Below are 24,081 nucleotides of genomic sequence, written 5' to 3' on the forward strand. Positions count from 1 at the left end.
GCGTATCCGGCGCTGGGAGAGGAGAAGCGGCTGCACCCCAGCCGCGCGAGGCTCCGCGGAACGCACCCGCTCCAACCTGCGCTGGGCGGCACGCTGCCGGGCGGCGCTACCCACTCCCGCAAGGGAGCGGACAGCGCCGGCCCCCTACGCCGCCGCCGCCAGCTTCATGCTCGCCGGGATCAGCGACGCGGTCTGCACGCCGGGCATCGTCTCGATCTGCGCGGCCAGTTCGGTATCGAGCCGGAAACCGCGGCCGAGCATCACCGTCGCCTCGCCGCCGTCGATCGGCGCGTGGAGCAGGATCTCCCCCCTGCCCCCGCCGCGCAGATCGCCGACCAGCGCGGCCAGCTGCGCCGGCACGGTCGGATCCTCGATGCGGATCTCCAGGATGAGCTGGGTGGTACCCGCCAGCGTGTCGAAGGGCTGCACGCGCTTGACCGCCGCGCGCGGGGTATCCTCGCCGGGGCGCTTGTCGAGCTCCAGCGTCAGGATCGCGCAGCCGGTGCCGTTGGCGCAGGCTTCCATATCCTTGGCGATCAGCTCCTCGAAGCACGAGGTCTGGATCTGCGCGCTGCGGTCCGAGATCGTCGCCATCAGATAGCGGTTGCCGCGCGCCGAGGTGCGGTAGCGGCAATCCTCGATCAGCGCGGCGATCTGGGCATTCACCCGCGCGCCCTCGGGGATCTGCATGTCGGGCAGGCTTGCGATGTCGCGCACGCCCTGGCCGCGGAACAGATGTTCGTAGCGGTCGAGCGGATGCGCCGAGAAATAATAGCCGAAGGCATCCTTCTCGGCGTTGATCTTGTCGGACATCGACCAGACGGCGTCCTTGGGCACGGTGATCCCGCCGCCCGCCGGCTCGGCATCGCCGAACAGCCCGCCCTGCCCGCTCATCCGCGTGGCATGGTCGCGCTGGGCGACCGCGAGGATCGTCTCGGCGGCGGCATGCACGCCCGCGCGGTTGGGCTCGATGCTGTCGAACGCACCCGCCGAGGCCAGCGTTTCCAGCTGGCGCTTGTTGAGCACGCGCGGATCGACGCGCTTGGCGAAATCGTCGAGGCTGGCGAAGCGGCCGTTCTTCTCGCGCTCCTCGACGAGCAGCTCCATCGCCCGCTCGCCCACGCCCTTCAGTGCACCGAGCGCATAGCGCACCGCGAGTCCCTCGCCCTGCGCCTGCACGGTGAAGTCGGCCTCGCTGGCGTTGATGTCCGGCGACGTCGCCTCGATGCCGAGCCGCCGCATGTCGTCCGCGAACACGGCCAGCTTGTCGGTCTGGTGGATGTCGTAGGCCATCGAGGCGGCGAAGAATTCGTGCGGATGGTGCGCCTTCAGCCATGCGGTCTGGTAGGCGAGCAAGGCGTAGGCGGCGGCGTGCGACTTGTTGAAGCCGTAGCCGGCGAACTTGTCGATCAAGTCGAACAGCTCGTTCGCCTTGGCCGCCGGGATGTCGTTGACCTCCTTGCAGCCCTTCACGAAGATGCTGCGCTGCGCGTCCATCTCCGCCTTGACCTTCTTGCCCATCGCGCGCCGCAGCATGTCCGCGCCGCCAAGGGTATAGCCGGCGAGGATCTGCGCGGCCTGCATCACCTGTTCCTGGTAGACGAAGATCCCGTAGGTCTCGCCCAGGATCGGCTCGAGCAGGTCGTGCGGGTAAACGATCGGCTCGCGCCCGGCCTTGCGCGCGCCGAACATCGGAATGTTGTCCATCGGGCCCGGGCGGTAGAGCGAGACGAGCGCGACGATGTCGCCGAAATTGGTCGGGCGCACCGCGGTCAGCGTACGGCGCATGCCTTCGGATTCGAGCTGGAACACGCCCACCGTGTCGCCGCGCTGGAGCAGCGCATAGACGCCCTCGTCGTCCCAATCGAGCCGATCGAGATTGACGTCGACGCCGCGCTTGGCGAGCAGCACCACGGCCTTTTTGAGCACCGACAGCGTCTTCAGGCCGAGAAAGTCGAACTTCACCAGCCCGGCGCCTTCGACATTCTTCATGTCGAACTGGGTCACCGGCATGTCCGAGCGCGGATCGCGGTACAGCGGCACCAGCTGGGCGAGCGGACGGTCGCCGATCACCACGCCGGCGGCGTGGGTCGAGCTGTGGCGCGGCAGGCCTTCCATGCGCATCGACAGGTCGACGAGGCGCTTCACATCCTCGTTGCCGTTATATTCGGCGAGGAATTCGCTCACGCCGTTGAGCGTGCGCTCCAGCGTCCAGGGGTCGGTCGGGTGGTTCGGGATCTGCTTGGCGAGGCGATCGACCTGGCCATAGCTCATCTGCAGCACCCGGCCGACGTCCTTGATCACCGCGCGTGCCTTCATCGTCCCGAAGGTGATGATCTGCGCGACGTGATCGCGGCCGTATTTCTCCTGCACATAGCGGATCACTTCGCCGCGCCGGGTTTCGCAGAAGTCGATGTCGAAGTCGGGCATCGAGACGCGTTCCGGGTTGAGGAAGCGTTCGAACAGCAGGCCGAGCTTGAGCGGATCGAGATCGGTGATGGTCAGCGCCCAGGCGACCGCCGAGCCCGCACCCGAACCACGCCCCGGCCCCACCGGAATGTCGTTCGACTTCGCCCATTGGATGAAGTCGGCCACGATCAGGAAGTAGCCCGGGAACCCCATCTGGATGATGATGTCGAGCTCGAACTGGAGGCGCTTGTTGTACACCTCCACGTCCGATGGATCGGTGATGCCGGCGAAATCGAGCCGGTCCTTCAGGCCCTGCCAGCTGCGTTCGCGCAGCATCGCCGCCTCGCCCTCGCGGTCGCCGGCGAGGCTGGGCAGGATCGGCTTGCGCTTGGGCGCGGCATAGGCGCAGCGCTGCGCCACGACGAGGGTGTTCTCGATCGCCTCGGGCAGGTCGGCGAAGTTGGTCTTCATCGTCTCGGCCGGCTTAAGCCAGATCTCGGGCGAGGAGCGCGGGCGGTCGTCGGTTTCGAGATAGGTCGAGTTGGCGATGCACAGCATCGCGTCATGCGCCTCGTAGAAATCGGCTTCGGCGAAGCAGGCCGGGTTGGTACCGACCAGCGGCAGGCCCCGCGCATAGGCGAGGTCGACCAGCCGGGCCTCGGCGCGGGTCTCGATGTCGTTGTTGCGGCGGGCGATCTCGACATAGAGCCGCTCCGGGAACAGCGCCTCGAGTTGCGTCGCATAGGCCTCGGCGGTCTTGTCCTGCCCCTCGGCATAGAGCCGGGCGAGCGCGCCCTCGGCGCCGGCGGTCAGGCAGAGCAGGCCATCGGTCCGCCCTTCCAGCGCGGCGAAGGGCACATGCGCATCCTCCTCGATCGGGCGATCGAGATGCGCCTGCGAGACAAGGTGGCAGAGATTTTCATAGCCGGTCTGGTCCTGCGCATAGAGCGCGAGCCAGTCGATCGGCACGTTGAGCCCCTCGGCGAGGTTCGAGCGCTTCACCGCCAGCAGCGTGCCGACGATCGGCTGAACGCCGGCCTTCTTGGCGGCATCCGAAAAGCTCATCGCGGCATAGAGGCCGTTGCGATCGGCGACGGCGATGGCGGGGAAGCCGTGGCTCTTGGCGTGCTTGGCGATCGCCTTGGGGTCGATCGCCCCTTCCAGCATGGTGTAGCAGGAGAAAACTCGAAGCGGGACGAAACCGGAATGCGCCATGCCCGAACCTAGGGATTCCGCCGGTGATTCGCCAACCCGCCGAACGGTTTCTCCACAGCTTTCGGACGCACCGGCTGTCCGGCTCGGCGTTTAGAGCAGCGCTTCGATGTCCTTGGCGATGTCACGCGGGGCCGTGGTCGGCGCAAAGCGTTCCACGACGGTGCCGTCACGCCCGACCAGGAACTTGGTGAAGTTCCACTTGATCGCCTCGGTCCCTAGAACCCCCGGTGCCTGCGCCTTCAATGCCTGGAACAGCGGCGCGGCGTTGCTGCCGTTCACATCGACCTTGGCGAAGACCGGGAAGGTGACGTCATAGGTCAGCGAACAGAAGCTCGCGATCTCCTCGGCATTGCCCGGTTCCTGCGCGCCGAACTGGTTGCAGGGAAACGCGAGCACCGCAAAACCGCGATCCCGATAGGTCCGCCAGAGTTGCTCCAATTCCTTATACTGGGGCGTGAAACCGCATTTGGAGGCCGTATTCACGATCAGGAGAACCTGACCCGCGAACGCCGACAGGTCGCTGCTCGTGCCGTCCGGCAGCGTCACCGGGATCGCCGTGATCGCCTCGCTCATGCCATTTCCTCCAGGCGCCCTTCGTGGAGCCGCACCACGCGGTCCATACGTGCCGCCAGCCGTTCGTTGTGCGTCGCGACCAGCGCTGCCGAGCCCTCGTTGCGGACGAGGTTGAGGAACTCGCCAAAAACGCGATCCGAGGTCGCCTCGTCGAGATTGCCGGTGGGCTCGTCCGCCAGCACCAGCGGCGGCCGGTTGGCCAGCGCGCGGGCAACCGCAACGCGCTGCTGCTCGCCGCCGGACAGCTGGTTGGGCCGGTGGGTCAGCCGGTGGCCGAGGCCTAGCTGGGTGAGCAGCTCGGTCGCGCGTGCCTGCGCCGCTGCGCGCGTCGCGCCACGGATCAGCTGGGGCAGCACGACATTCTCGGTCGCATCGAAGTCGGGGAGCAGATGGTGGAACTGGTAGATGAAGGCGAGCTTCTCGCGCCGCATCTCGGTCCGCCCGCCGGCGGGCAGCTGCGCCGCCTCTTCGCCGCCGATGCGGATCGACCCCTCAAACCCGCCTTCGAGCAGGCCCACCGCCTGGAGCAGGGTCGACTTGCCCGATCCCGAGGGGCCGAGCAGCGCCACGATCTCGCCGGGCTGGACCGCAAGGTCGACCCCGCGCAGCACGTCGATCCGCACCCCGCCCTGTTCAAAGCTGCGGCGCAGGTCACGCGTCTGGAGAACCGGTTCATTCATAGCGCAGCACCTGGACGGGATCGGTGCTCGCCGCCTTCCACGCAGGGTAGAGGGTGGCGAGGAAGGTGAAGAGCAGCGCCATCGCGCAGATCGCGATGGTCTGCAGCGGATCGGTCTTGGCGGGCAGCTCGGTGAGGAACCGCATCTGCGGATCCCAAACCTTCTGACCCGTCACCAAGCCGATGAAGGTCGCCACGCCCTCGCGGTAGTTCACGATCAGGAAGCCCAGGATGATGCCGGCCAGCACGCCCAGCGCGCCGATCGTGGTGCCGACCGTGACGAAGATGCGCATCAACCCGCTCTTGCTCGCACCCATGGTCCGGAGCACGGCGATGTCGCGACGCTTGGCCTGGACCAGCATGATGAGCGATGAGATGATGTTGAACGCCGCGACCACCAGGATGATCGAAACCACCGTAAACGTCACCGTGCGGTCAAGCGAGATCGCCTCGAACAATTCGCGGTTCATCTGCCGCCAATCGGTAATCTGACCGATATTGGCCACCTTGTCGGCGAGCGGGCGGATAACCTCGTCGATCTTTTCGGGCTTGTTGGTGTCGATGCGGACCATCTGCACGGAATCGCCCAGCAGGAGCAGCGTCTGCGCGTCCTGCATTGGCATGATGATATAAGCCTTGTCATAGTCGTAGACGCCCACCTCGAAGATCGCGGCGATGCGGTACTGGACGATGCGCGGCATGGTGCCGAAAGGCGTCGCGGATCCCTGCGGGTTGATGATCGAGATCTGGCTGCCGATCGACGCGCCCAGCGCCTCCGCGAGCCGCGATCCGATCGCGATCTGCTCGCTGCCCGGCTTGAGGTTCTTGAACGAGCCGAGGATCTCCTTCCCCTTCAACGTCGGGTTGTTGAGGATGTCCTCCAGCCGAAGCCCGCGAACCAGGGCGAACTCGACCCGCCCGTTGTACGACGCGAACAGCGGCTGCTCGATCAGCGGGGTGGCGGCGGTGACGCCGGGGATCGCCTTGGCCTCGTCGGCAATGCGGCGCCAGTCGCGCAGCTGGCCATTATAGCCCTGCACTACCGCATGGCCGTTCAGCCCGGAGATCTTGTCGAACAGTTCGGCGCGGAACCCGTTCATCACGCTCATCACCACGATCAGCGCGGCGACGCCAAGCATCACGGCGACCAGGCTGAAGCCGGCGACGACAGCAATAAAGGCCTCACTGCGCCCAGGCAGCAGATAGCGGCGGGCGATCATTCGCTCGTAGCGCGAGAGTAGCATGCGGATCCTCTAGGGCCAGTCGAACGGCGTGGGAAGCGTTCTGTTGCCGATTCGACACAGGCTTGCCGCAAACTGCTGACGCCAAGCTGTCGACCGGTGACAAAGCGGCTCCACGCTTCTACCAAGAAACCGTCGAAGCGCAGGCGCAAAAAGGCCACGGTTCGGGGAGGTTCCCAGCTCCACTTGTGAGTGATTGCAAGTGTTTGACGCGGGATCCTATCAAGGGGGCTGACGAGCATTCGTCACGCAGGCGCCCGGGCCGGGAACGGTCCGGGCGTTTTCGTTTTCAGCCCCCTTGTCATGGCCAACCGGCCTGGCTTCTGCTTACGCTTACTTGGTCTTCGGCCGATGGATCCGCACGGCCTGTGCCCGCTCGCCTTTGCCCAACCCTCATCCCGGCTTTCGCCGGGCTGACAAACCGACAAAAGGGTATTCCTGCCGGGACGACCCGGCCTGCGGCACCGCTATCGGGCGGAGCGGGTAGCCCCGCTCCGCCCGCTAACCTCCCCCGGCCATGGCGAGAGGTCAGACCGTGTCACGATCAGAAGGATCCGCCGATCGTGAAACCCCAGGTGCGCGGATCACCCGGCTGGCCGACGATCAGCCCGGTATTGCCCGACTGCACCGAGAGCAGCTCGAAATAGCGCTTGTCGAAGGCGTTCCGCACCCAGGCGAACGCATTCACCTTGCCCTTGCGATAGCCCAGCCGGAAGTTGGACAGCGCGTAACCATTGATCCAGGTATAGGCCGAGGGCGACGGGTTCGACGAGAAGCGCGAGCGCCAGCTGCCATCATAGCCGAGATACACCTGGCCGCCTTCGACCGGCGCATTCACCTCGCCGCCGAAGCCGAGCGCCCATTTGGAGATGCCCGGCAGGACCTGACCGGAAATGTTGCAGGACGACGGGCTGAAGCCCGACTGGCCCGCCGCGGCAGGCGTCTGCGTCGCCGGATTGGTGATCGCGCTGCCACCGGAAAGCTCGGGCGGGCATGGCGCGTTGGTGAACTTGGTGTACTTCGCGTCGGTATAGGCGCCGTTGAAATAGAGGCTGGCGCGTGCGTTCGGCCGGAACGAGGAATCCCATTCGAAGCCGCGCGACCGCACCTTGCCGGCATTGGCGAGATAGCCCCGGATCACGTTGATCGCGTTGTTGTTGACCGTTGCCTGATAGTCGCTGATCTCGGTCCAGAAACCCGCGACGTTCAGCGTGAGGCGGCGATCGAGGAACTGGTTCTTCAGGCCGATCTCGAAATGGTTGACCTTTTCGGGCTTCACCGTCTGGGTCGACAGGTCGACCGCAGTATTGGTGGAATTGAGCGGCAGCCCCGAAAGGTTGATGCCGCCCGATTTGAACGTGCGGGCATAGGTGGCATAGCCATGGCTGTCGCGGGTGAAGTCGTAGGACAGGGTGAGATCGCCCGATACGTTCCACTGGTCGAACTTCGGGCTGTAGCGCTGCGGAGCCAGCGTGTTGAACTGATCCGCCGTCGCCGTGCCGCTTGCGAGCAGCGCCGCCGCATTGTCCGCCGTCGCGACGAACTTGTAGCGCGCATTGTTGATGCTGACGATCGACTCGTAGAAGCCGCTCTTCTTGTCGTAGTTGACGCGGAGGCCCGGCTGGATGCGCAGGCCTGGCAGCGCCTCCCAGTTGAGCTTGCCGAACACCGCGAAGCTTGTGTTGCTGAAGTTGATCGTGTTGTTGCTGGTCAGCCCGTTGAGCACCAGCGGGTTGCAGGCCGCGGCGGTGGTCGGCGCGCAGCCGGACGCGCCGGGCGCAAGGCTGGCGCCGGGGTTGAGCAGCCACCGGCTCGCCGCCGAGCCCTGAACCTGCGAGCCCTGGGTATCGATCGTCTGGTGGAACAGGAAGATGCCCGCGGTGTAATCGAGCTTGTTCTTGCCGTTGGAGGCGATCCGCAGCTCCTGCGACACCTGCTTCTGCTGCGACGGGTTCTGCGACACGGTGGTGATCGGCAGGCCGACGAAGTCGCGGTCGTTGGCCGGCTGCCAGTCCCAATAGCGCCAGGCGCTGACCGAGGTGACCGTCGCCGGCCCGATATCCCAGTTCGCGACCAGCGATGCGCCGCCGATTTCCTGCCGCGAATTGATGTCGGCATCGAGATCGGTCTTGCGATCGAACGGATTGGTGCTGGGCGGCGCATAGCCGAACGCCGCCGCCAGCGCGGCATATTGCCGGTTTGCCGGCCGCTGGGTCGCGCCAGTGCGGACATAATATTGGACGCAGCATAGCGGGTTCTGCAGGTTGAAGTCGCCCGACAGCGTCAGGTCGAGATTGGGCGCCGCCCGCCACAGCAGCTGCCCGCGCACGCCGTAATTGTCCAGCCGGTGCAGGTTGCGGTCGCTCTTGGTGTCGTAGATCGTACCCTGGCGCTTGGTCACCGAGGTCGACAGGCGCACCGCCAGCTTGTCGTCGGCGATCGGCGCCGAGGCGGAGGCCTTGAGCTGGAGAAAGTCGTAATTGCCGGTGCTGGCCTCGTAGCGCACCTCCGGCGTGAAGCTGGGCTTGCGCGTGGTGATGTTGATCGCACCGGCAGTGGTGTTCTTGCCGTACAGCGTGCCCTGCGGCCCGCGCAACACCTCCACCCGCTCGACATCGACAAAGTCGAAGGTCGAGGCACCGACCCGGCCGATATAGACGCCGTCGACATAGAAGCCGACGCCCTGCTCGATCCCGTCATTGGTCAGCCCGAACGGCGCGCCGAGCCCGCGAATGTTGATCGCCGTGTTGCGCGGGTTGCTCGAATAGAATTGCAGCGCCGGCTGGGACTGCTGGATCCGGGCGACGTTGAAGGCCCCCGCCTCGGCCAGCGCCGCGCCGCTCAGCACGGACATGGCGACCGGCACTTCCTGCACCCGCTCCTCCCGCCGTCGCGCGGTCACCACGATGTCGCCATCCTGCTGCTGTTGCGGCTCCGCCGCGGCGGGCTGCGGCGGTCGCACCTCGGGATCGCTTGCGGGCAGCACGGCACCGGACAGCAGCAACAGCGGAATCAGCGGCAGGCTCATCTTGTTCCCCTAGATCGTTGCCGCAATCTCCACTGCAATGGTGGAGTTTAGCGAGGAAGGAGATGTTTAGGGCGGACTAGCCGGGGTTGGCACTGCTCTTGAAACGCCAAAACGCAACACCAGATCAGGCAGGCAAGGCGCCGATAGGGCCTTGCACCGCTGTCGCGGCAGTTGGCCGGGCGGCGATAGGTAGGACGTTCAAATTGCTCATAGGAGGATATGAAGATGCGTCAGTTGGACTTTACTCCGTTCCGTCGCTCTGCGATCGGGTTCGACCGGCTGTTCGACATGCTCGAAGCCAGCGCCCGCCAGGCGAATTCGGAAAACTATCCCCCCTTCAACCTCGAGCGTCTTGCGGAAGACCGCTATCGCATCACCATCGCGGTGGCCGGCTTCAAGCCCGAGGAGATCGACATTACCGCGCAGCAGAACCTGCTGCTGGTCGCCGGTAAGAAGGCCGGGGAGAATGAGAACAACCAGGGCAATTATCTGCACCTGGGCATCGCCAACCGCAGCTTCGAGCGCCGCTTCGAACTCGCCGATTTCGTGCGGGTGGAGAATGCGAACCTGGCCGACGGCCTGCTGACGATCGAGCTGCTGCGCGAAGTGCCCGAGGCGATGAAGCCCAAGAAGATCCAGGTGGGGTCCGGCAGCGAGCCGGCCGCGATCGACCATCGCACGGCTCACGCAGCGTAACCTGCCTCAAAAGCTCGCGGCGTCCCCCTCCCTTAGGCGCCGCGACGGGGCGCCCGGGCTTCGGCTCGGGCGCCTTTTCCTTGAACGCCGCCCGCCGAGGTCGAAAGCCGCGGACAAGGCTGGCCGCGCTTAGTGCATGGCGAATTGCGGGCCCTTCTGGTGCGCCCTGTCGAACACCCGGGTGGAGGATCGAGAGGGCCGGTTGCCCGTCTTGAACCTCGACGCCTGATCGGCGAGGATATTCACTTCGCTCGAAAGCGTACGGGCGGCCGCTGACGTTTCTTCGACCATCGCCGCATTCTGCTGGGTCGCATGGTCCATCGACCCGATCGCCGTGCTGATCTCGCCAATGGATTGGGCCTGCGCGTGATTGTCCACGGTCATCTGCTCCAACAGGGCGTGGACACCGGCGACGTCGACCGAAATGTTCTCGAGCGCCTTGTCGACATTCTGCACCATGCCGACCGCCTGCAGAATATCCGCCTGGGTGGTGGTCAACTGCTCTCGCGCACGCGCCGCTTCTTCCTCCGACCGCATCGCCAAGGCCGACACCAGGTCGGCCACGACGGCAAAGCCACGTCCGGCCTCGCCGGCCCGACCGGCTTCCACCGCCGCGTTCATCGCGAGCACCCGCGTCTGAAACGCGATCTTGTCGAGGCCTTCGATCACGCTGTCGATGCCTTTGGCGCCCTCCGCGACGGAGTCCATCGCGCGCACCGCCTTCTCGGCCGTATCGCGGCCGGCGCTGACGGTGGAAATCGCCCCTGTTGCCTGTTGTACGGTGCGGTTGCCCGCATCGGCGGTGGCTTTCAGGCGCCCGTTCATCAGGGTGATCGCCGCGGCCGTTTCCTCGAGACTTGCCGCATTGGACTCGGTGCGGCGCGCAAGGTCCTCGGACGCCTGGGCGATTTCGCCCGACCCCGTCCGAATTGCCACCACGCTCTCCGACACCGACTCTATCAATTGCCGCATCGAGCGGATCGCGCTGTTCAAGCTCGTGCGGATGACCTCATATTCGGGTTCGAATGCCCGCTCGGCCTCGCTGGTCAGATTCCCCTCGGCAAGTTCCGCCAAAACGCGCGAAATGTCGCGGATCATCGCGTCCGTCTTGCTATGGTCCTGGGCATTCACCAGAACCGACGGGATGCCGTCCACCATCGTCGCGATCAGCGTGACCAACAGCGGCAACGTCTTCCCCGCGCTGTCGCGGTTCGTCCAGGTGAAGCGGTGATACCCGTTCTTCAGCGCTTTTTCGAGATAGAGCGGCACAAGCGCTGCCGAAGGTGTGCCACAAGGCTGGACGTCGGTCGAAAAGAAGTCCGGCCCCTTGCCGATAATGGCTTCCCGCGCATAGCCATAGAGCCGCATGGTTGCATCATTGCACTGGGTGATGCGGCCTTCCTGAATGAGGAAGACGGCGTCCGGCGTCGATTCCAGAAGCGCCTGCGCGAACGAGGATTGGGCAGGTATCTTTGGCCTGAGAACGCTGAACAACTCCATCTCCCATGACGTCGCTCGCACCTGGGTGCGACTTTGCTTTGGCGGCACTGCTCATTGTAGAAGCAGTTTGCGCCACCATCCGCGCGCCTTTTCATTTTTGTCCCTGCCGGAATCTCGGGTGAAAACCGTAAGCGGCATTCGAGGCGAAGTGTTTGCGCCTTGGCCTGATGCGCAAGGCAAGACCAGCGACTTGGGGGGTAAGGCAATTGATTTGAGAAGTTGCCGTCCTAACGCGTTGGCGACCATGCTTCTGCGCCCCAACTGTCGCATCTCGCGATGACTGCGAGGGCGTCTGTTCTCACCGGGCCGGGAATCGACGATGCGGCTCCGGGCCGGGAGGAGACCCCGATCTCACCCCGCCGGCTTCAGCCCCAGCAGCCACGGCCGCACGCGCCCGGTAGGCTTCGCCACCCCGTCCAGGCGCTCGGCGCGAATGATCGTCACCGGCTTGAGGATCATCTGGCCCTTCATCACGTCGCGCCCGCCGCCGCTCGGCAACGCGAGGATGCGCTGGACCACGTCCATACCGCCCACCACCTGTCCAAACGCCGCGAACCCCAGGTTCGCCCCGCGCGCGTCGAGCCCCGGATTGTCGCCGACCATGATCGAGAAATTGCCGTTGGCCGAATTGGGATTCGGCCCGTGCGCCATCGAAATGGTGCCGTTCAGATGCCGGAGCCCGGTCTTGCTGGTCGGCTCCAGCGGCAGCGGGTCGAGCATGCGCCGCGCGTCGGTGCCGACGCCGCCCTGGATGAAGCCCTTGGTCGGCTCGGTCTTGCGCCGCGCGGTACGGTAGAAATTGGTGCCTTCCAGCCGTCCGTCATCGACATAGGCAAGGAAGTTGGCGACGGTCTTCGGCGCGCGCTTCGCATCCAGCGCAAGGGTGATCGTCCCCATGCTCGTCACCAGCCGCACCCGGACCTGCCCCGGCACCGGCCGCGACGGCTGCGGCGCCGGCGCGGCGGACACCGCCAGCAGCGCCAGCCCGGCGACGAAGACCCGCCGCAGCACGCGCCTAGACGAGCCGCGAATGCTTGACGGCGGCCTCGATGAACCCCGCGAACAGCGGGTGCGGATCGAACGGCTTGGACTTGAGCTCGGGGTGGAACTGCACGCCGACGAACCAGGGGTGATCCGGCCGCTCGACGATCTCGGGCAGCGTACCGTCGGGCGACATGCCCGAGAAGACGAGGCCGCCCTCTTCCAACACCGGCTTGTAGGCGGTGTTCACCTCATAGCGGTGGCGATGGCGCTCGCTGATCGAATCGCTGCCATAGATCGAGGCGACGACGCTGTTGCCGCCGAGCTTCGCCGGATAGGCGCCAAGCCGCATCGTGCCGCCCAGATCACCGCCCTCCTCGCGCTTCTGCAGGCCATCGGCGGTCATCCACTCGGTGATCATGCCGACCACCGGCTCCTCGGTGGGGCCGAATTCGGTCGTCGAGGCATTGGCGATACCCTGCGCGCGGACGCCCTCGATGCACGCCATCTGCATGCCGAGGCAGATGCCGAAGAACGGCACGCCCCGTTCACGGGCGAAGCGTACGCCCGCGATCTTGCCCTCGCTGCCGCGCTCCCCGAACCCGCCGGGCACCAGGATGCCGTGCATCGGCTCCAGCATCGCGGCGACTTCGGCCTGCTCCTGCTCGAACAGCTCCGCGTCGAGCCAGCGGATATTGACCTTCACGCGGTTGGCGATGCCGCCATGGACCAGCGCCTCGGTGAGCGACTTATAGGCGTCGGGCACGCCCATATATTTGCCGACCACGCCGATCGTGACCTCGCCCTCGGGGTTCTGCAACCGCTCGACGATGCCGCTCCAGCGGCTGAGATCAGGCGAGGGGCCCGGCTCGATGCCGAATGCCTTGAGCACTTCGCCGTCCAGGCCTTCGCCATGATATTGCAGCGGCACCGCGTAGATGCTCTTCGCATCGAGCGCGGGGATCACGGCCGAGGTCGGCACGTTGCAGAACTGCGCGATCTTGGCGCGCTCGCCGGCCGGCAGTGGACGCTCCGCGCGGCAGACCAGCACGTCGGGCTGCACGCCCAGCGCCGCCAGTTCGCGCACGCTGTGCTGCGTCGGCTTGGTCTTCAGCTCGCCGGCGGCAGCAATATACGGCACCAGCGTGACGTGGACGCTGACCGTCTGGCCCCGGCCGAGATCGTTGCGGAGCTGTCGAATCGCCTCGATGAACGGCAGCGACTCGATATCGCCCACCGTGCCGCCGATCTCGCACAGCACGAAGTCCAGATCCTCGGTCTCCGCCTGGGCGAAGGCCTTGATCGCGTCCGTGACGTGCGGCACGACCTGCACGGTGGCGCCCAGATAATCGCCGCGCCGCTCACGCTCGATGATCGTCTTGTAGATGCGCCCGGAGGTAACGTTGTCCGCCTGGCGTGCCGTCACGCCGGTGAAGCGCTCGTAATGCCCCAGATCGAGATCGGTCTCCGCGCCGTCGTCGGTGACGTACACCTCACCATGCTGGTGCGGCGACATCGTGCCGGGATCGACGTTGAGATAGGGATCGAACTTGCGGATGCGGACTCGATAGCCACGGGCCTGGAGCAGCGCCGCGAGGCTCGCTGCCATGAGACCCTTGCCGAGCGAGGAGACCACGCCGCCGGTGATGAAGATGTACCGCGCCATGGGAGAAAACGCCTAACGTCAAAGGGCGCAGACCGGCAAGCGTTAGAATCCGCCGGTTGCGCAAATTTTACGGTTAATCCGCCGCAAGCGCGGCGAACTACGGAAGCTTACTGGCTGAACGGAACCGCGCTGTTGCCGGTCGGTGCCGTATCGTTGCCGGTCGACGCCGGCGCGCTCGGCACTGCCAGCGGGGCAACGGCGGCCGGTGCCTTTTGCAGGCCCGCGTCGATCTTGGTCGAGTGCCGGGTGGCTGCCAGGAAGGCCAGCACGATGCTCATCAGGATGAACGCGGTCGCCAGGATCGCGGTCATGCGGGTCAGGAAATCGGCCGCGCCCCGCGCCGACATGAGACCGGCCGGGCTGCCGCCCGAGGTGAGACCGCCACCCTCCGACTTCTGGACGAGAATCACCCCCACCAGCAGGGCGGCGATGATGAACTGTACGACGAGGAGGAAGGTGAACATGAAATCCGGTGCCCGTTAGCGAAGGGCGCGACATAGGCGAGCCGCTCGGCGCAATCAACCGCCTGTTCCGGCACCGATTCCAATGCTGGCGCGCAACCCCATGGCCGGTCAGCATTTTCATCGCAGTTTTCGCACAACATTTCGCCCGCGCACTGAAACCTAGTTGCAAAATGCGCGTTTGTTTCAGCGGTTCGATGCCGTGCCGGGCCTGAAACGAACGAGTGATGCCGTGAACGCTATGTCCGAACAGACCCTGTGGGGATGGAAAAATACGCTGATCGATTATGTGCGTTCGGGGGAACCCGATCTCACCAATCGGCAGATGGCGCTGCTGATGCTTGTGTATCTCGACCCCGGGCCCCATACGGTGCGCGGTCTGGCGCGGGCACTGAACGTCTCGAAGCCGGTGGTCACGCGCGCCTTGAATCGCCTGGGCACGCTCGGCTATCTGCGCCGCCAGCGCGACGATACCGACAAGCGCAACATCTTCGTAGCGCGTACCGCGGAAGGGGCAGAGTTTCTTGCAGAGTTCGGGCATTTCCTCGCTGGCAGTAACCTCAGCGAGCCAGTCCCAGAGCGCGCCGACGCGTAAGCGTCTGGCGCTGGACGGCCGTTCGGCCGCGATCGATCCGCGGGTGGACGCCGTCCGCCCAGATATCGCTGACATCCGTCTGGCCGGCCGCGTCTTCGCGCCGCATTACGCCGCGCCGATGCCCAGGGTGATCCATTTCGAGACGCCGCTGCGCGCGACGCCCAAGGGCGACGAGCCAGCGCTGACCACGCTCCGGAAGGGCGATGTGTTCGAGGTGCTGGAAATCGCCGGCCGCCATGCCTGGGGTGTCGCCCCCGGGCCGGCGCTGGTAGGCTATGTCGACGCATCGGCCTTGGGGGAGACCGAATGATCGCGCGGGTTTTCATCGACGGTGCCGCCGGCACGACCGGCCTGGAGATTCGCGAGCGCCTTGCCGGCCGCTCCGAGATCGACGTGATGGTCCTCGACGACCAGGACCGCAAGGATCCGAAGAAGCGCGAGGAAGCGCTGAACGCTGCCGATTTCGTCATACTCTGCCTGCCGGACGACGCCGCGCGCGAAGCGGTGGCCATGATCCAGAACGAGCGCACGCGGGTGATCGACGCCTCGACCGCCTATCGCACCGCCGCCGACTGGACCTATGGATTCGCGGAACTGGAGCCGGGCCAGGCGTCGGCGATCGCCGAGGCGGCACGGGTGAGCAACCCCGGCTGCTACCCCACCGGCTTTCTCGCGCTGGTCCGCCCGCTGATTCGCGCCGGTCTGATCCCGCACGACTTCCCGCTCAGCGTGAATGCCGTATCCGGCTATTCCGGCGGCGGCCGCGCGATGATCGCCGAGTTCGAGGGCGACGGTCCGGACGCGACCGGCACCGCGTTCCGCCCCTATGGCCTGTCGCTCGCGCACAAGCATGTGCCCGAGATGCAGAAGCATGCGCGGATCGAGCATCCGCCGATCTTCCTGCCCTCGGTCGCGCGCACCTATCGCGGCATGATCGTGGAAGTCCCGCTGCCGCTGTTCGCCTTCACCCGCAAGCCTTCGGTGGAAGCGCTGGAGAATGTCCTGCGCGACGCCTATCGCGACTCGCCCGTCGTCCAGGTGCTGCCCGCCGACGTGGCGACGGTATCGATCGAGGAAAATGCCGGCACCGACCGCCTGTCGGTGCGCGTCTTCGGCAATGACGAGACGCGGCAGGCGCGGCTGATCGCCACGCTCGACAATCTCGGCAAGGGCGCTGCCGGCGCGGCGGTGCAGAATCTCAACATCATGGCAGGGCTCGATCCCACCGCCGGGCTGGTCCTCTAACCAACAAGGCGCCTTCGATTTTCCGGCCAACGGCGTCGCTCCGCAGGGGCGGCGCCGTTCTTTCGCGCGCAACATTCCTATCGTACGGCGTGACGTCCGAAGAATTTTTGCACGTCGCCGCATACCTATTCAGCCCCTTCGGCTTGATCTTTCGGCCGCATTGGTGTCTCGCGGGGCGAACCAATCGAGAGGGAAATGATGCAGCAGCCCGTCGGCAAATTGCTTCTGTTCGGTGCCACCGGTGATCTCGCGCAGCGTATGCTGCTTCCCTCACTCTACGCGCTCCATGCCGATGGCCTGCTCCCGAACGGCCTGACCATTACCGGCACCGCGCGCTCCGAGCATGACGACGCGGGCTATCGCGCTTTCGCCGCCAAGGCGCTCGAGCAGTTCCTGCCCGCCGACCGGAAGGACGACAGCGCTGTCGCCTCGTTCCTCCAGCGCGTGCACTACCAGACGCTCGATGCTTCGCAGACCGAAGGCTATGGTGCGCTGAAGGAGAAACTGGGCGACATTTCGGGCGGTCTTGCCATCTTCCTGTCGACCGCCCCCTGGCTGTTCGGCCCCACGATCAAGGGCCTCGAATCGGCGGGTCTGGCCGGCGACAATGTCCGCATCAGCCTGGAGAAGCCGCTCGGGCGAGACCTCGCCTCCAGTCGCGAGATCAACGACATCGTCGCGGAGGCCTTCCCCGAGGAGCGCACCTTCCGCATCGATCACTATCTCGGCAAGGAGACGGTGCAGAACATCCTCGCGCTGCGCTTCGGCAACTCGCTGTTCGAGCCGGTATGGAACGCCCGCGGCATCGACAGCGTGCAGATAACGGTTTCAGAGACGGTGGGTCTCGAAGGTCGCGCCGGATTCTACGACGATACCGGCGCGCTGCGCGACATGGTGCAGAACCACATGCTCCAGCTGCTCGCGCTGATCGCGATGGAGCCCCCTGCCCGCTTCGACGGCACCTCGATCCGCGACGAGAAGGTCAAGGTGCTCCGCTCGCTGCGCAAGATCGCGGCGGCGGATGCGCCGAATCTCACCGTGGTCGGCCAATATGGCGGCGGCGCGGTGAAGGGGCAGATCGTCCGCGACTATACCACCGATCTCGGCAAGGACTCGCGCACCGAGACCTTCGTGGCGATCAAGGCGCATGTCGACAACTGGCGCTGGCAGGGCGTGCCCTTCTACCTGCGCACCGGCAAGCGCCTCGCCGAGCGGCGCTCGGAAATCGTCATCCAGTTCAAGCCGGTGCCGCACTCGATCTTCGCCGAGCGCGGCGGCATGCTCCAGTCCAACACGCTGGTGATCCGCCTCCAGCCGGAGGAATATGTCCAGCTGCTGGTCATGGCGAAGCAGCCGGGACTGGACCGCGACGGCTATCGCCTGCGTGAAGTGCCGCTGAACCTCAGCCTCGACACCGAGTTCGCCGGCACGCGCCGCCGCATCGCCTATGAGCGCCTGCTGCTCGACCTGATCGAGGGCGACCCCACGCTGTTCGTCCGCCGCGACGAGGTGGAAGCGCAGTGGGAATGGATCGACGCGATCCGCGCCGGCTGGGACGCCAATGATCTCAAGCCCAAGCCCTATGCCTCGGGCAGCTGGGGCCCCTCGCTGTCGATCGCGCTCACCGAGCGCGACGGGGTGCACTGGCACGAATGATCGGGGCTGGTGCCTCTCCTTCTTTCGCTCCCCTCCCGCAAGCGGGAGGGGAGCATTAGCGGGACATTCACCCTATATCGGACCCGCGCGGCACCTGCGCCGCCGACCAGGTCCCACCGAAACCCAAGGAGCTTACATGACGACCGAAATCGAATGGTGGGACTATGACGACGCCGCCGAAATGGGCGACGCACTCGCCGGCGACGTGCAGTTCATCATCGAAAGCGCGATCGACGCGCGCGGCGCCGCGGTCATCGCGCTTGCCGGCGGCCGCACCCCCGGACCGATCTACGCCAAGCTGAGCAAGGCCAAGCTCGACTGGAAGCGCGTGACGATCATCCCGACCGACGACCGCATCGTGCCGATGGGCGACGCCATGTCGAACGTCACCGGCCTCGCCAAGGTGTTCCTGCCGCTCGGCGCCCGCGTGATCCCGGTCGTCAGCGAAAAGGCCGACGACTACAAGGCCGCCGGCCGCGCGGCCGATGCCCGACTGCAGGACCTGCACTGGCCGCTCGACCTTTGCCTGCTCGGCATGGGCGCGGATGGTCACACCGCCTCGATCTTCCCCGGCCCCGATCTCGCCGAGGCATTGACCGGCCCCAAGGAACGCCGCGCGCTGGGCGTGATGCCCGATCCGCTGCCGCCCGAAGCGCCGGTCGCCCGCGTCAGCCTGTCGCTGGCGGCGATCGTCTCCGCCCGCGCGCTGATGATCGCGATCACCGGCCAGGAGAAGCGCGACGTCCTGGAGCGCGCCGTTGCCGAGGGCGCCGGCTCGACCTTGCCGATCGGCCGCGTCCTCGCCGAAACCGAACTGCCCGTCGACATTCACTGGAGCCTGTAAATGGCCAATCTGCACGCCGAAATCGCAGCCGTCACCGATCGGGTGATCGAGCGGTCCAAGGCGGGCCGCACCGCCTATCTCGACCTGATCCGCCGCGAACGCGAATCGGGCAATGACCGGCCGAAGCTCGGCTGTGCCAACCTCGCCCACGCCTATGCCGGTACCGAGGAACAGCGCGACGCGCTGAAGACCGGCGCGCGGATGAACATCGGCATCGTTACCTCGTACAACGACATGCTCTCCGCGCATGCGCCCTATTATCGCTATCCCGAGCAGATGAAGGTGTGGGCGCTGGAAGCCGGTGCCACCGCGCAGGTCGCGGGCGGCGTACCGGCGATGTGCGACGGCGTGACGCAGGGCTATCAGGGCATGGAACTCTCCCTGTTCAGCCGCGACACCATCGCCATGGCGACCGCGGTATCGCTCAGCCACCGCGTATTCGAAGGCGCGGCGCTGCTCGGCATCTGCGACAAGATCGTGCCGGGTCTGCTGATGGGCGCGCTGCGCTTCGGCCATCTGCCGATGGTGCTGATCCCCGGCGGCCCGATGCGCTCGGGCCTGCCGAACAAGGAAAAAGCCGCCGTCCGCGAGCGCTTTGCCGAAGGCAAGGCGAGCCGCGAGGAGCTGCTGGAGGCGGAAATCGCCGCCTATCACGGCAAGGGCACCTGCACCTTCTACGGCACCGCCAACTCGAACCAGATGATGATGGAGGCGATGGGCCTCCACGTTCCCGGTTCGGCCTTCGCCAACCCGGGCACCAAGCTCCGCCAGGAGCTGACCCGTCACGCCGTCCACCGCCTTGCCGAGATCGGCTGGAACGGCGACGATTATCGCCCGATCGGCCATGTCGTCGATGAACGAGCAATCGTGAACGCGGCGATCGTGCTGCTCGCCACCGGCGGCTCGACCAACCACCTGATCCACGTCCCCGCCTTCGCACGCGCGGCCGGCATGGTGATCGACTGGGAGGATTTCGACCGTCTCTCGCGCGTCGTGCCGCTGATGACGCGCGTCTATCCGAACGGCTCGGCCGACGTGAACCAGTTCGAGGATGCCGGCGGGCCGTCCTTCGTCATCAAGGAACTGCTGCGCGGCGGGCTGATGCATGCCGACGCGCTGACCATCGCCAAGGACGGCATGGCCGCCTATGGCCGCAAGCCCGACATCGAGGGTGACGCGCTGGTCTGGACCGAGCATGGCGAAAAGAGCAACGACGAGAATATCGTTCGCACGGTCGAGACCGCCTTCTCCCCCGAGGGCGGCTTCCGCATCCTCAAGGGCAATATCGGCCGCGCCTGCATCAAGGTCTCGGCGGTCGAGCGCGAGCGCTGGACCATCGAGGCCCCTGCCCGCGTCTTCTCGGACCAGCTGGAAGTGCTGGAGGCGTTCAAGGCCGGCGAACTGGAGCGCGACGTGATCGTCGTGGTCCGCTTCCAGGGCCCGCGCGCCAACGGCATGCCCGAACTGCACAAGCTCACCCCGCAGCTCGGCGTGCTACAGAATCGCGGCTTCAAGGTGGCGCTGGTCACCGACGGGCGCATGTCGGGCGCCAGCGGCAAGGTGCCGGCGGCGATCCACCTGTCGCCCGAAGCGCTCGGCGGCGGCCCGATCGGCAAGGTGCGCGACGGCGACATCCTGCGCCTGGATGCCGAGAACGGCGTGCTGGAGGCGCTGGTGCCGGCGGACGAATGGGACGCGCGCGACCATGCCGTCGCCCCGCCCCCCGCGGTCGGTACCGGCCGGGAGCTGTTCGCGATGCTGCGTCACCATTGCGACGAGGCCGAAAAGGGCGCGTCGGCGATGCTGCACGAAGCGGGCCTGTGAGACTGTACCGCAAGTAAATCGGTTCCTCCGCCGCACACGGGCTTTACAAGCGCCCGTGTCGGCGGAAGAACGGCGCCGCGCTCTGGCAACGTTGACAGAAGCGGAAATGAGAGGATCGGAATCGGATGGAAGTCGTCGCCGTCGACATCGGGGGGACCCACGCGCGCTTTGCCGTGGCAGAGGTGGCGGAAGGTCGTGTCGTCTCGCTCAGCGAGCCGATCACCCAGAAGGTTGCCGAACATCCCAGCCTCCAGCTTGCCTGGCGCGCCTTTGGCGAGCAGCTCGGGCGGCCGGTGCCCAAGGCCGCCGCGATCGCGGTCGCCTCGCCGGTCAACGGTGATCTGATCAAGCTCACCAACAATCCCTGGATCATCCGCCCGCCGCTGATCCCCGATCGCCTGGGCGCCGAGACCTGGACGATCGTCAACGATTTCGAAGCGATCGGCCATGCCGTCGCCCAGCTTGAGGACGAGGCGTTCCTGCATCTCTGCGGGCCCGAAACGCCGCTGCCGGACAAGGGCGCGATCACCGTCTGCGGGCCGGGCACCGGGCTCGGCGTCGCGCAGGTGTTCCGCCATCGCGGCGGCTACGACATCATCGCCACCGAAGGCGGCCATAGCGATTTCGCCCCGCTCGACGCGATCGAGGACGCGCTGGTGAAACGCCTCCGCCGCACCTACCAGCGGGTTTCCAAGGAACGCATCGTCGCGGGCCCGGCCATCGTCTCGATCTACGAGACGCTCGCCGATCTGGAAGGCGTGCCGGTCGCGCGGCTGGACGACAAGGCGATCTGGACGCTGGCGCTGGAAGGCAAGGACAGCCTGGCGGTGGCGGCACTCGATCGCTTCTGCCTCAGCCTCGGCGCGGTCGCGGGCGATCTGGCGCTCGGCCATGGTCCCACCGCCGTGGTCATCGCCGGCGGTCTGGGGTTGCGCCTGAAGGACCATCTGCTGCAATCGGGCTTCGGCGAGCGATTCGTCGCCAAGGGGCGCTTCCGCTCCCTGATGGCGACGATCCCCGTCAAGCTGATTACCCATCCCCAACCGGGCCTGTACGGCGCAGCCGCCGCCTTCGCCCAGGAGCATGCACAGTGAGCGATACCCGCCCTTCGATCGAAGCCATCATGCGCACCGCAGCCGTCATCCCGGTGCTGGTGATCGACGACGCCGCCAAGGCGCGTCCGCTTGCCGAGGCGCTGGTGAAGGGCGGCCTGCGCGTGCTCGAAGTGACGATGCGCACCCCGGCGGCGCTGGAAGCGATCCGCGAGATGAAAAAGGTCCCCGGCGCGATCGTCGGCGCCGGCACCGTGGTGAACACCCAGCAGTTCGAACAGGTGATGAAGGAGGATGCCGAATTCATCGTCTCCCCCGGTCTCACCGATCGTCTCGGCGACGCGATCGTCCGCAGCGGCGTGCCCTATCTGCCGGGCATCGCGAATGCCGGCGACATCATGCGCGGCATGGATCTCGGCCTCAGCCACTTCAAGTTCTTCCCGGCCGAGACCTCCGGCGGGCTCAAGGCGCTCAAGGCCCTCGCCGCGCCCTTCTACCAGGCGAAGTTCTGCCCCACGGGCGGCATCAGCCTGGCGAGTGCGCCGGAATGGCTGGCGTTCGATCCGGTACTCTGCGTCGGCGGCAGCTGGATCAGCAGCGGATCGCTGGAAGAGGTGGAAGCCAAGGCCCGCGAAGCCGCCGCGCTGCCGCGCTGACCAACCTTAAGCCCCTCCTCCTGGGAGGAGGGGTTTGGGGGTGGAGGGATTTCAGAACGGTGGTTGGTCTCTGCGAGACACAGCCCCACCCCAACCCCTCCCCTAAAGGAGAGGGGCTAAATGCTCTCAACCCTTGCCCTCCCAAATATACGAACCATATACGCTCCGTAGTTCGACCCACACCGGAGCACCCATGGGCATCGTGAAAATCGCCGACGACCTCCACGAGGAGGCCCGCCGCGCCAGCGCCGTCATGTGCCGCTCGATCAACGCCCAGGCGGAGTACTGGATGAAGATCGGCATGCTCGCCGAGGCGAACCCCACCCTGCCCTTCCACGAGCTCGTCCGCCGCCAGCTGGCCGAGGCGCAGGTCGGCGCCGCCGCGCTCGAGGCCGCCTGACATGGTCAAGACGCCCGCCGAACTCGATCTGATGCGCGAGGCCGGGCGGCTGCTCGCCCAAGTCTTCGAGATGCTCGACCGCCAGCCGCTCGCCGGCATGTCGACGCTCGAGATCGACGCGCTGGTCGAGCGCTACATCACCGACGAGCTCCACGCCCGCCCCGCCAGCAAGGGGCAATATGGCTATGGTTTCGTGCTCAACTGCTCGCCCAACCATGTCGTCTGCCACGGCATGCCGGACGCCGAGACGGTCGTGCGCGACGGCGACATCATCAACCTCGACATCACGCTGGAAAAGAACGGCTTCATCGCCGATTCGAGCAAGACCTACATGGTCGGCGAGGTCTCGCCCCAGGCGCGGCGGCTGGTGAAGGTGACGCAGGAAGCGCTGTGGAAGGGCATCGCCCAGGTCCGTCCCGGCGCGACGCTGGGCGACATCGGCGCCGCGATCGAGCGGCATGCCAAGCAGCACGGCTATTCGGTGGTTCGCGACTATTGCGGCCACGGCATCGGCCGCGAAATGCACAAGGAACCGTCCATTCTCCATTTCGGCCGCCCCGGCACCGGCATGAAGCTGCGCGAGGGCATGACCTTCACCATCGAGCCGATGCTGAACCAGGGTACGCGCAAGGTGACGACACTCGACGACGGCTGGACGGTGGTGACCAACGATCGCAAGCTCTCCGCCCAGTTCGAGCATACCGTGGCGGTGACGGCGACGGGCGTCGAAGTGCTGACGCTGCGCCAGGGCGAACGGGCGCTGGCCTGACCCTTTGGGATCGCCACGGTTGCGAAACGGCCGGGCGATCCCCATCTAGCGGATATCCCCGGCTTCCCTCCCGTAAGCACCGGCGGCTGGGTCCATCAGGTTCTCGCTTGCACAGCACGGATATGCCGATGGATCTCGCCTATCTCCTTTCCCGCTACCAGAATGCCCTGACCCGCGCCGGTAGCGCAGCATGCATGTCCTCGCGCGCGGCGCACCGCGCATTCGCCGCAGTCTATGCAGAGCGCATCTCGGCCTATCGGGAAGCCCATGCCATGGCGGCCGCCGCCTGATGGGCGCGATCACCAAGGTCGCGGTCGGCGCGACGTCCGATGAGCTTGATCGCAAGCGCTTCCGCAGCGCCACCAAGACCAAGCTGGCGCCGGAAGTCATCGCGCGCCAGTCGCGGGTTGCCCTGCTCGCCTTCCAGTCGCTGCCCGACCGCGAGACCGCATTGCTGTTCCTCAACAGCGAAGACGAGGCGCTGGGCGGACGCCCGATCGACATCGCCAGCACCAGCGAAGCAGGCGCAGAACGCGTCGCCGCACTGTTGCGCGCCCGCATGGCCCCGGCGGCGAAGATCGACTAAGACGT

Annotated in this window: 22 protein-coding genes; 13 read left to right on the forward strand and 9 right to left on the reverse strand. The window is 66.3% G+C overall.

The features are described 5' to 3' along the window. Window positions 1-144: 144 nt before the first annotated feature. The 5 genes from dnaE to A7X12_RS18565 all read right to left on the reverse strand — a co-directional run bounded on the left by dnaE (window position 145) and on the right by A7X12_RS18565 (window position 9,145). A complete protein-coding gene (gene dnaE / locus A7X12_RS18545) occupies window positions 145-3,624 on the reverse strand; it encodes a DNA polymerase III subunit alpha (RefSeq protein WP_064312918.1) in 3,480 nt (1,159 codons plus the stop codon). 90 nt (window positions 3,625-3,714) lie between these two features. Next, the gene (locus A7X12_RS18550; RefSeq protein WP_064312919.1) at window positions 3,715-4,197 is read right to left on the reverse strand and encodes a glutathione peroxidase; all 483 of its coding nucleotides are present in this window, start codon (window positions 4,195-4,197) and stop codon (window positions 3,715-3,717) included. Continuing rightward, window positions 4,194-4,877: an ABC transporter ATP-binding protein gene (locus A7X12_RS18555; protein ID WP_064312920.1), complete on the reverse strand. Its 684-nt coding sequence runs from the start codon at window positions 4,875-4,877 to the stop codon at window positions 4,194-4,196. Before A7X12_RS18555 ends, A7X12_RS18550 begins: the two co-directional genes overlap by 4 nt. After that, window positions 4,870-6,120, reverse strand: a complete 1,251-nt coding sequence (locus tag A7X12_RS18560) for a lipoprotein-releasing ABC transporter permease subunit (RefSeq protein ID WP_064312921.1) — start codon at window positions 6,118-6,120, stop codon at window positions 4,870-4,872. Before A7X12_RS18560 ends, A7X12_RS18555 begins: the two co-directional genes overlap by 8 nt. A gap of 541 nt (window positions 6,121-6,661) precedes the next feature. Continuing rightward, window positions 6,662-9,145: a TonB-dependent receptor gene (locus A7X12_RS18565; protein WP_064312922.1), complete on the reverse strand. Its 2,484-nt coding sequence runs from the start codon at window positions 9,143-9,145 to the stop codon at window positions 6,662-6,664. Between the two features lie 219 nt (window positions 9,146-9,364). Between A7X12_RS18565 and A7X12_RS18570 the strand changes: the two genes are divergently transcribed. Further along, complete coding sequence (locus A7X12_RS18570) at window positions 9,365-9,841, forward strand: Hsp20 family protein (RefSeq protein WP_064312923.1); 477 nt, start codon at window positions 9,365-9,367, stop codon at window positions 9,839-9,841. A 129-nt stretch (window positions 9,842-9,970) separates the two neighbouring features. On the opposite strand, the gene A7X12_RS18575 is transcribed toward A7X12_RS18570, so the two are convergent. The 4 genes from A7X12_RS18575 to secG all read right to left on the reverse strand — a co-directional run bounded on the left by A7X12_RS18575 (window position 9,971) and on the right by secG (window position 14,452). Then, complete coding sequence (locus A7X12_RS18575; RefSeq protein WP_064312924.1) at window positions 9,971-11,341, reverse strand: methyl-accepting chemotaxis protein; 1,371 nt, start codon at window positions 11,339-11,341, stop codon at window positions 9,971-9,973. Between the two features lie 351 nt (window positions 11,342-11,692). Next, complete coding sequence (locus A7X12_RS18580) at window positions 11,693-12,352, reverse strand: peptidylprolyl isomerase (protein ID WP_064312925.1); 660 nt, start codon at window positions 12,350-12,352, stop codon at window positions 11,693-11,695. 4 nt (window positions 12,353-12,356) lie between these two features. Continuing rightward, on the reverse strand, window positions 12,357-13,988 hold the full coding sequence (locus A7X12_RS18585) for a CTP synthase (RefSeq protein ID WP_064312926.1): 1,632 nt from the start codon (window positions 13,986-13,988) through the stop codon (window positions 12,357-12,359). A 107-nt stretch (window positions 13,989-14,095) separates the two neighbouring features. Then, window positions 14,096-14,452: a preprotein translocase subunit SecG gene (gene secG, locus A7X12_RS18590; RefSeq protein ID WP_064312927.1), complete on the reverse strand. Its 357-nt coding sequence runs from the start codon at window positions 14,450-14,452 to the stop codon at window positions 14,096-14,098. 238 nt (window positions 14,453-14,690) lie between these two features. Between secG and A7X12_RS18595 the strand changes: the two genes are divergently transcribed. From A7X12_RS18595 to A7X12_RS18645, 12 genes are all read left to right on the forward strand, one after another. Beyond that, entirely contained in the window at window positions 14,691-15,044 is a 354-nt protein-coding gene (locus A7X12_RS18595; protein ID WP_064313063.1) for a MarR family transcriptional regulator, read from the forward strand. Window positions 15,045-15,087: 43 nt separating this feature from the next. After that, a complete protein-coding gene (locus A7X12_RS18600) occupies window positions 15,088-15,354 on the forward strand; it encodes an SH3 domain-containing protein (RefSeq protein WP_232318572.1) in 267 nt (88 codons plus the stop codon). After that, entirely contained in the window at window positions 15,351-16,289 is a 939-nt protein-coding gene (argC, locus tag A7X12_RS18605) for an N-acetyl-gamma-glutamyl-phosphate reductase (RefSeq protein ID WP_064312928.1), read from the forward strand. The genes A7X12_RS18600 and argC overlap by 4 nt, the downstream gene beginning before the upstream one ends. A gap of 195 nt (window positions 16,290-16,484) precedes the next feature. Next, window positions 16,485-17,945, forward strand: coding sequence for a glucose-6-phosphate dehydrogenase (zwf, locus tag A7X12_RS18610; RefSeq protein ID WP_064312929.1), 1,461 nt, complete (start codon window positions 16,485-16,487; stop codon window positions 17,943-17,945). A gap of 136 nt (window positions 17,946-18,081) precedes the next feature. After that, a complete protein-coding gene (gene pgl, locus A7X12_RS18615; protein WP_064312930.1) occupies window positions 18,082-18,789 on the forward strand; it encodes a 6-phosphogluconolactonase in 708 nt (235 codons plus the stop codon). Beyond that, on the forward strand, window positions 18,790-20,613 hold the full coding sequence (gene edd / locus A7X12_RS18620) for a phosphogluconate dehydratase (protein WP_064312931.1): 1,824 nt from the start codon (window positions 18,790-18,792) through the stop codon (window positions 20,611-20,613). It begins immediately after the preceding gene. Between the two features lie 125 nt (window positions 20,614-20,738). Beyond that, a complete protein-coding gene (glk, locus tag A7X12_RS18625; RefSeq protein ID WP_064312932.1) occupies window positions 20,739-21,707 on the forward strand; it encodes a glucokinase in 969 nt (322 codons plus the stop codon). A 29-nt stretch (window positions 21,708-21,736) separates the two neighbouring features. Further along, on the forward strand, window positions 21,737-22,321 hold the full coding sequence (eda, locus tag A7X12_RS18630; protein WP_064313065.1) for a bifunctional 4-hydroxy-2-oxoglutarate aldolase/2-dehydro-3-deoxy-phosphogluconate aldolase: 585 nt from the start codon (window positions 21,737-21,739) through the stop codon (window positions 22,319-22,321). Between the two features lie 193 nt (window positions 22,322-22,514). Continuing rightward, window positions 22,515-22,721, forward strand: a complete 207-nt coding sequence (locus A7X12_RS18635; protein WP_064312933.1) for a ParD-like family protein — start codon at window positions 22,515-22,517, stop codon at window positions 22,719-22,721. A 1-nt stretch (window position 22,722) separates the two neighbouring features. Continuing rightward, entirely contained in the window at window positions 22,723-23,490 is a 768-nt protein-coding gene (gene map, locus A7X12_RS18640) for a type I methionyl aminopeptidase (protein WP_064312934.1), read from the forward strand. A gap of 128 nt (window positions 23,491-23,618) precedes the next feature. Beyond that, window positions 23,619-23,780 (forward strand): hypothetical protein, encoded by a 162-nt coding sequence (locus A7X12_RS26005; protein ID WP_198162076.1) that lies wholly within the window; start codon window positions 23,619-23,621, stop codon window positions 23,778-23,780. Further along, complete coding sequence (locus tag A7X12_RS18645) at window positions 23,780-24,076, forward strand: antitoxin Xre/MbcA/ParS toxin-binding domain-containing protein (RefSeq protein ID WP_064312935.1); 297 nt, start codon at window positions 23,780-23,782, stop codon at window positions 24,074-24,076. The genes A7X12_RS26005 and A7X12_RS18645 overlap by 1 nt, the downstream gene beginning before the upstream one ends. The last annotated feature ends 5 nt before the right edge of the window (window positions 24,077-24,081 follow it).

It is taken from the genome of Sphingomonas sp. TDK1 (assembly GCF_001650735.1).
In the GTDB taxonomy this organism is placed as follows: Bacteria; Pseudomonadota; Alphaproteobacteria; order Sphingomonadales; family Sphingomonadaceae; genus Sphingomonas.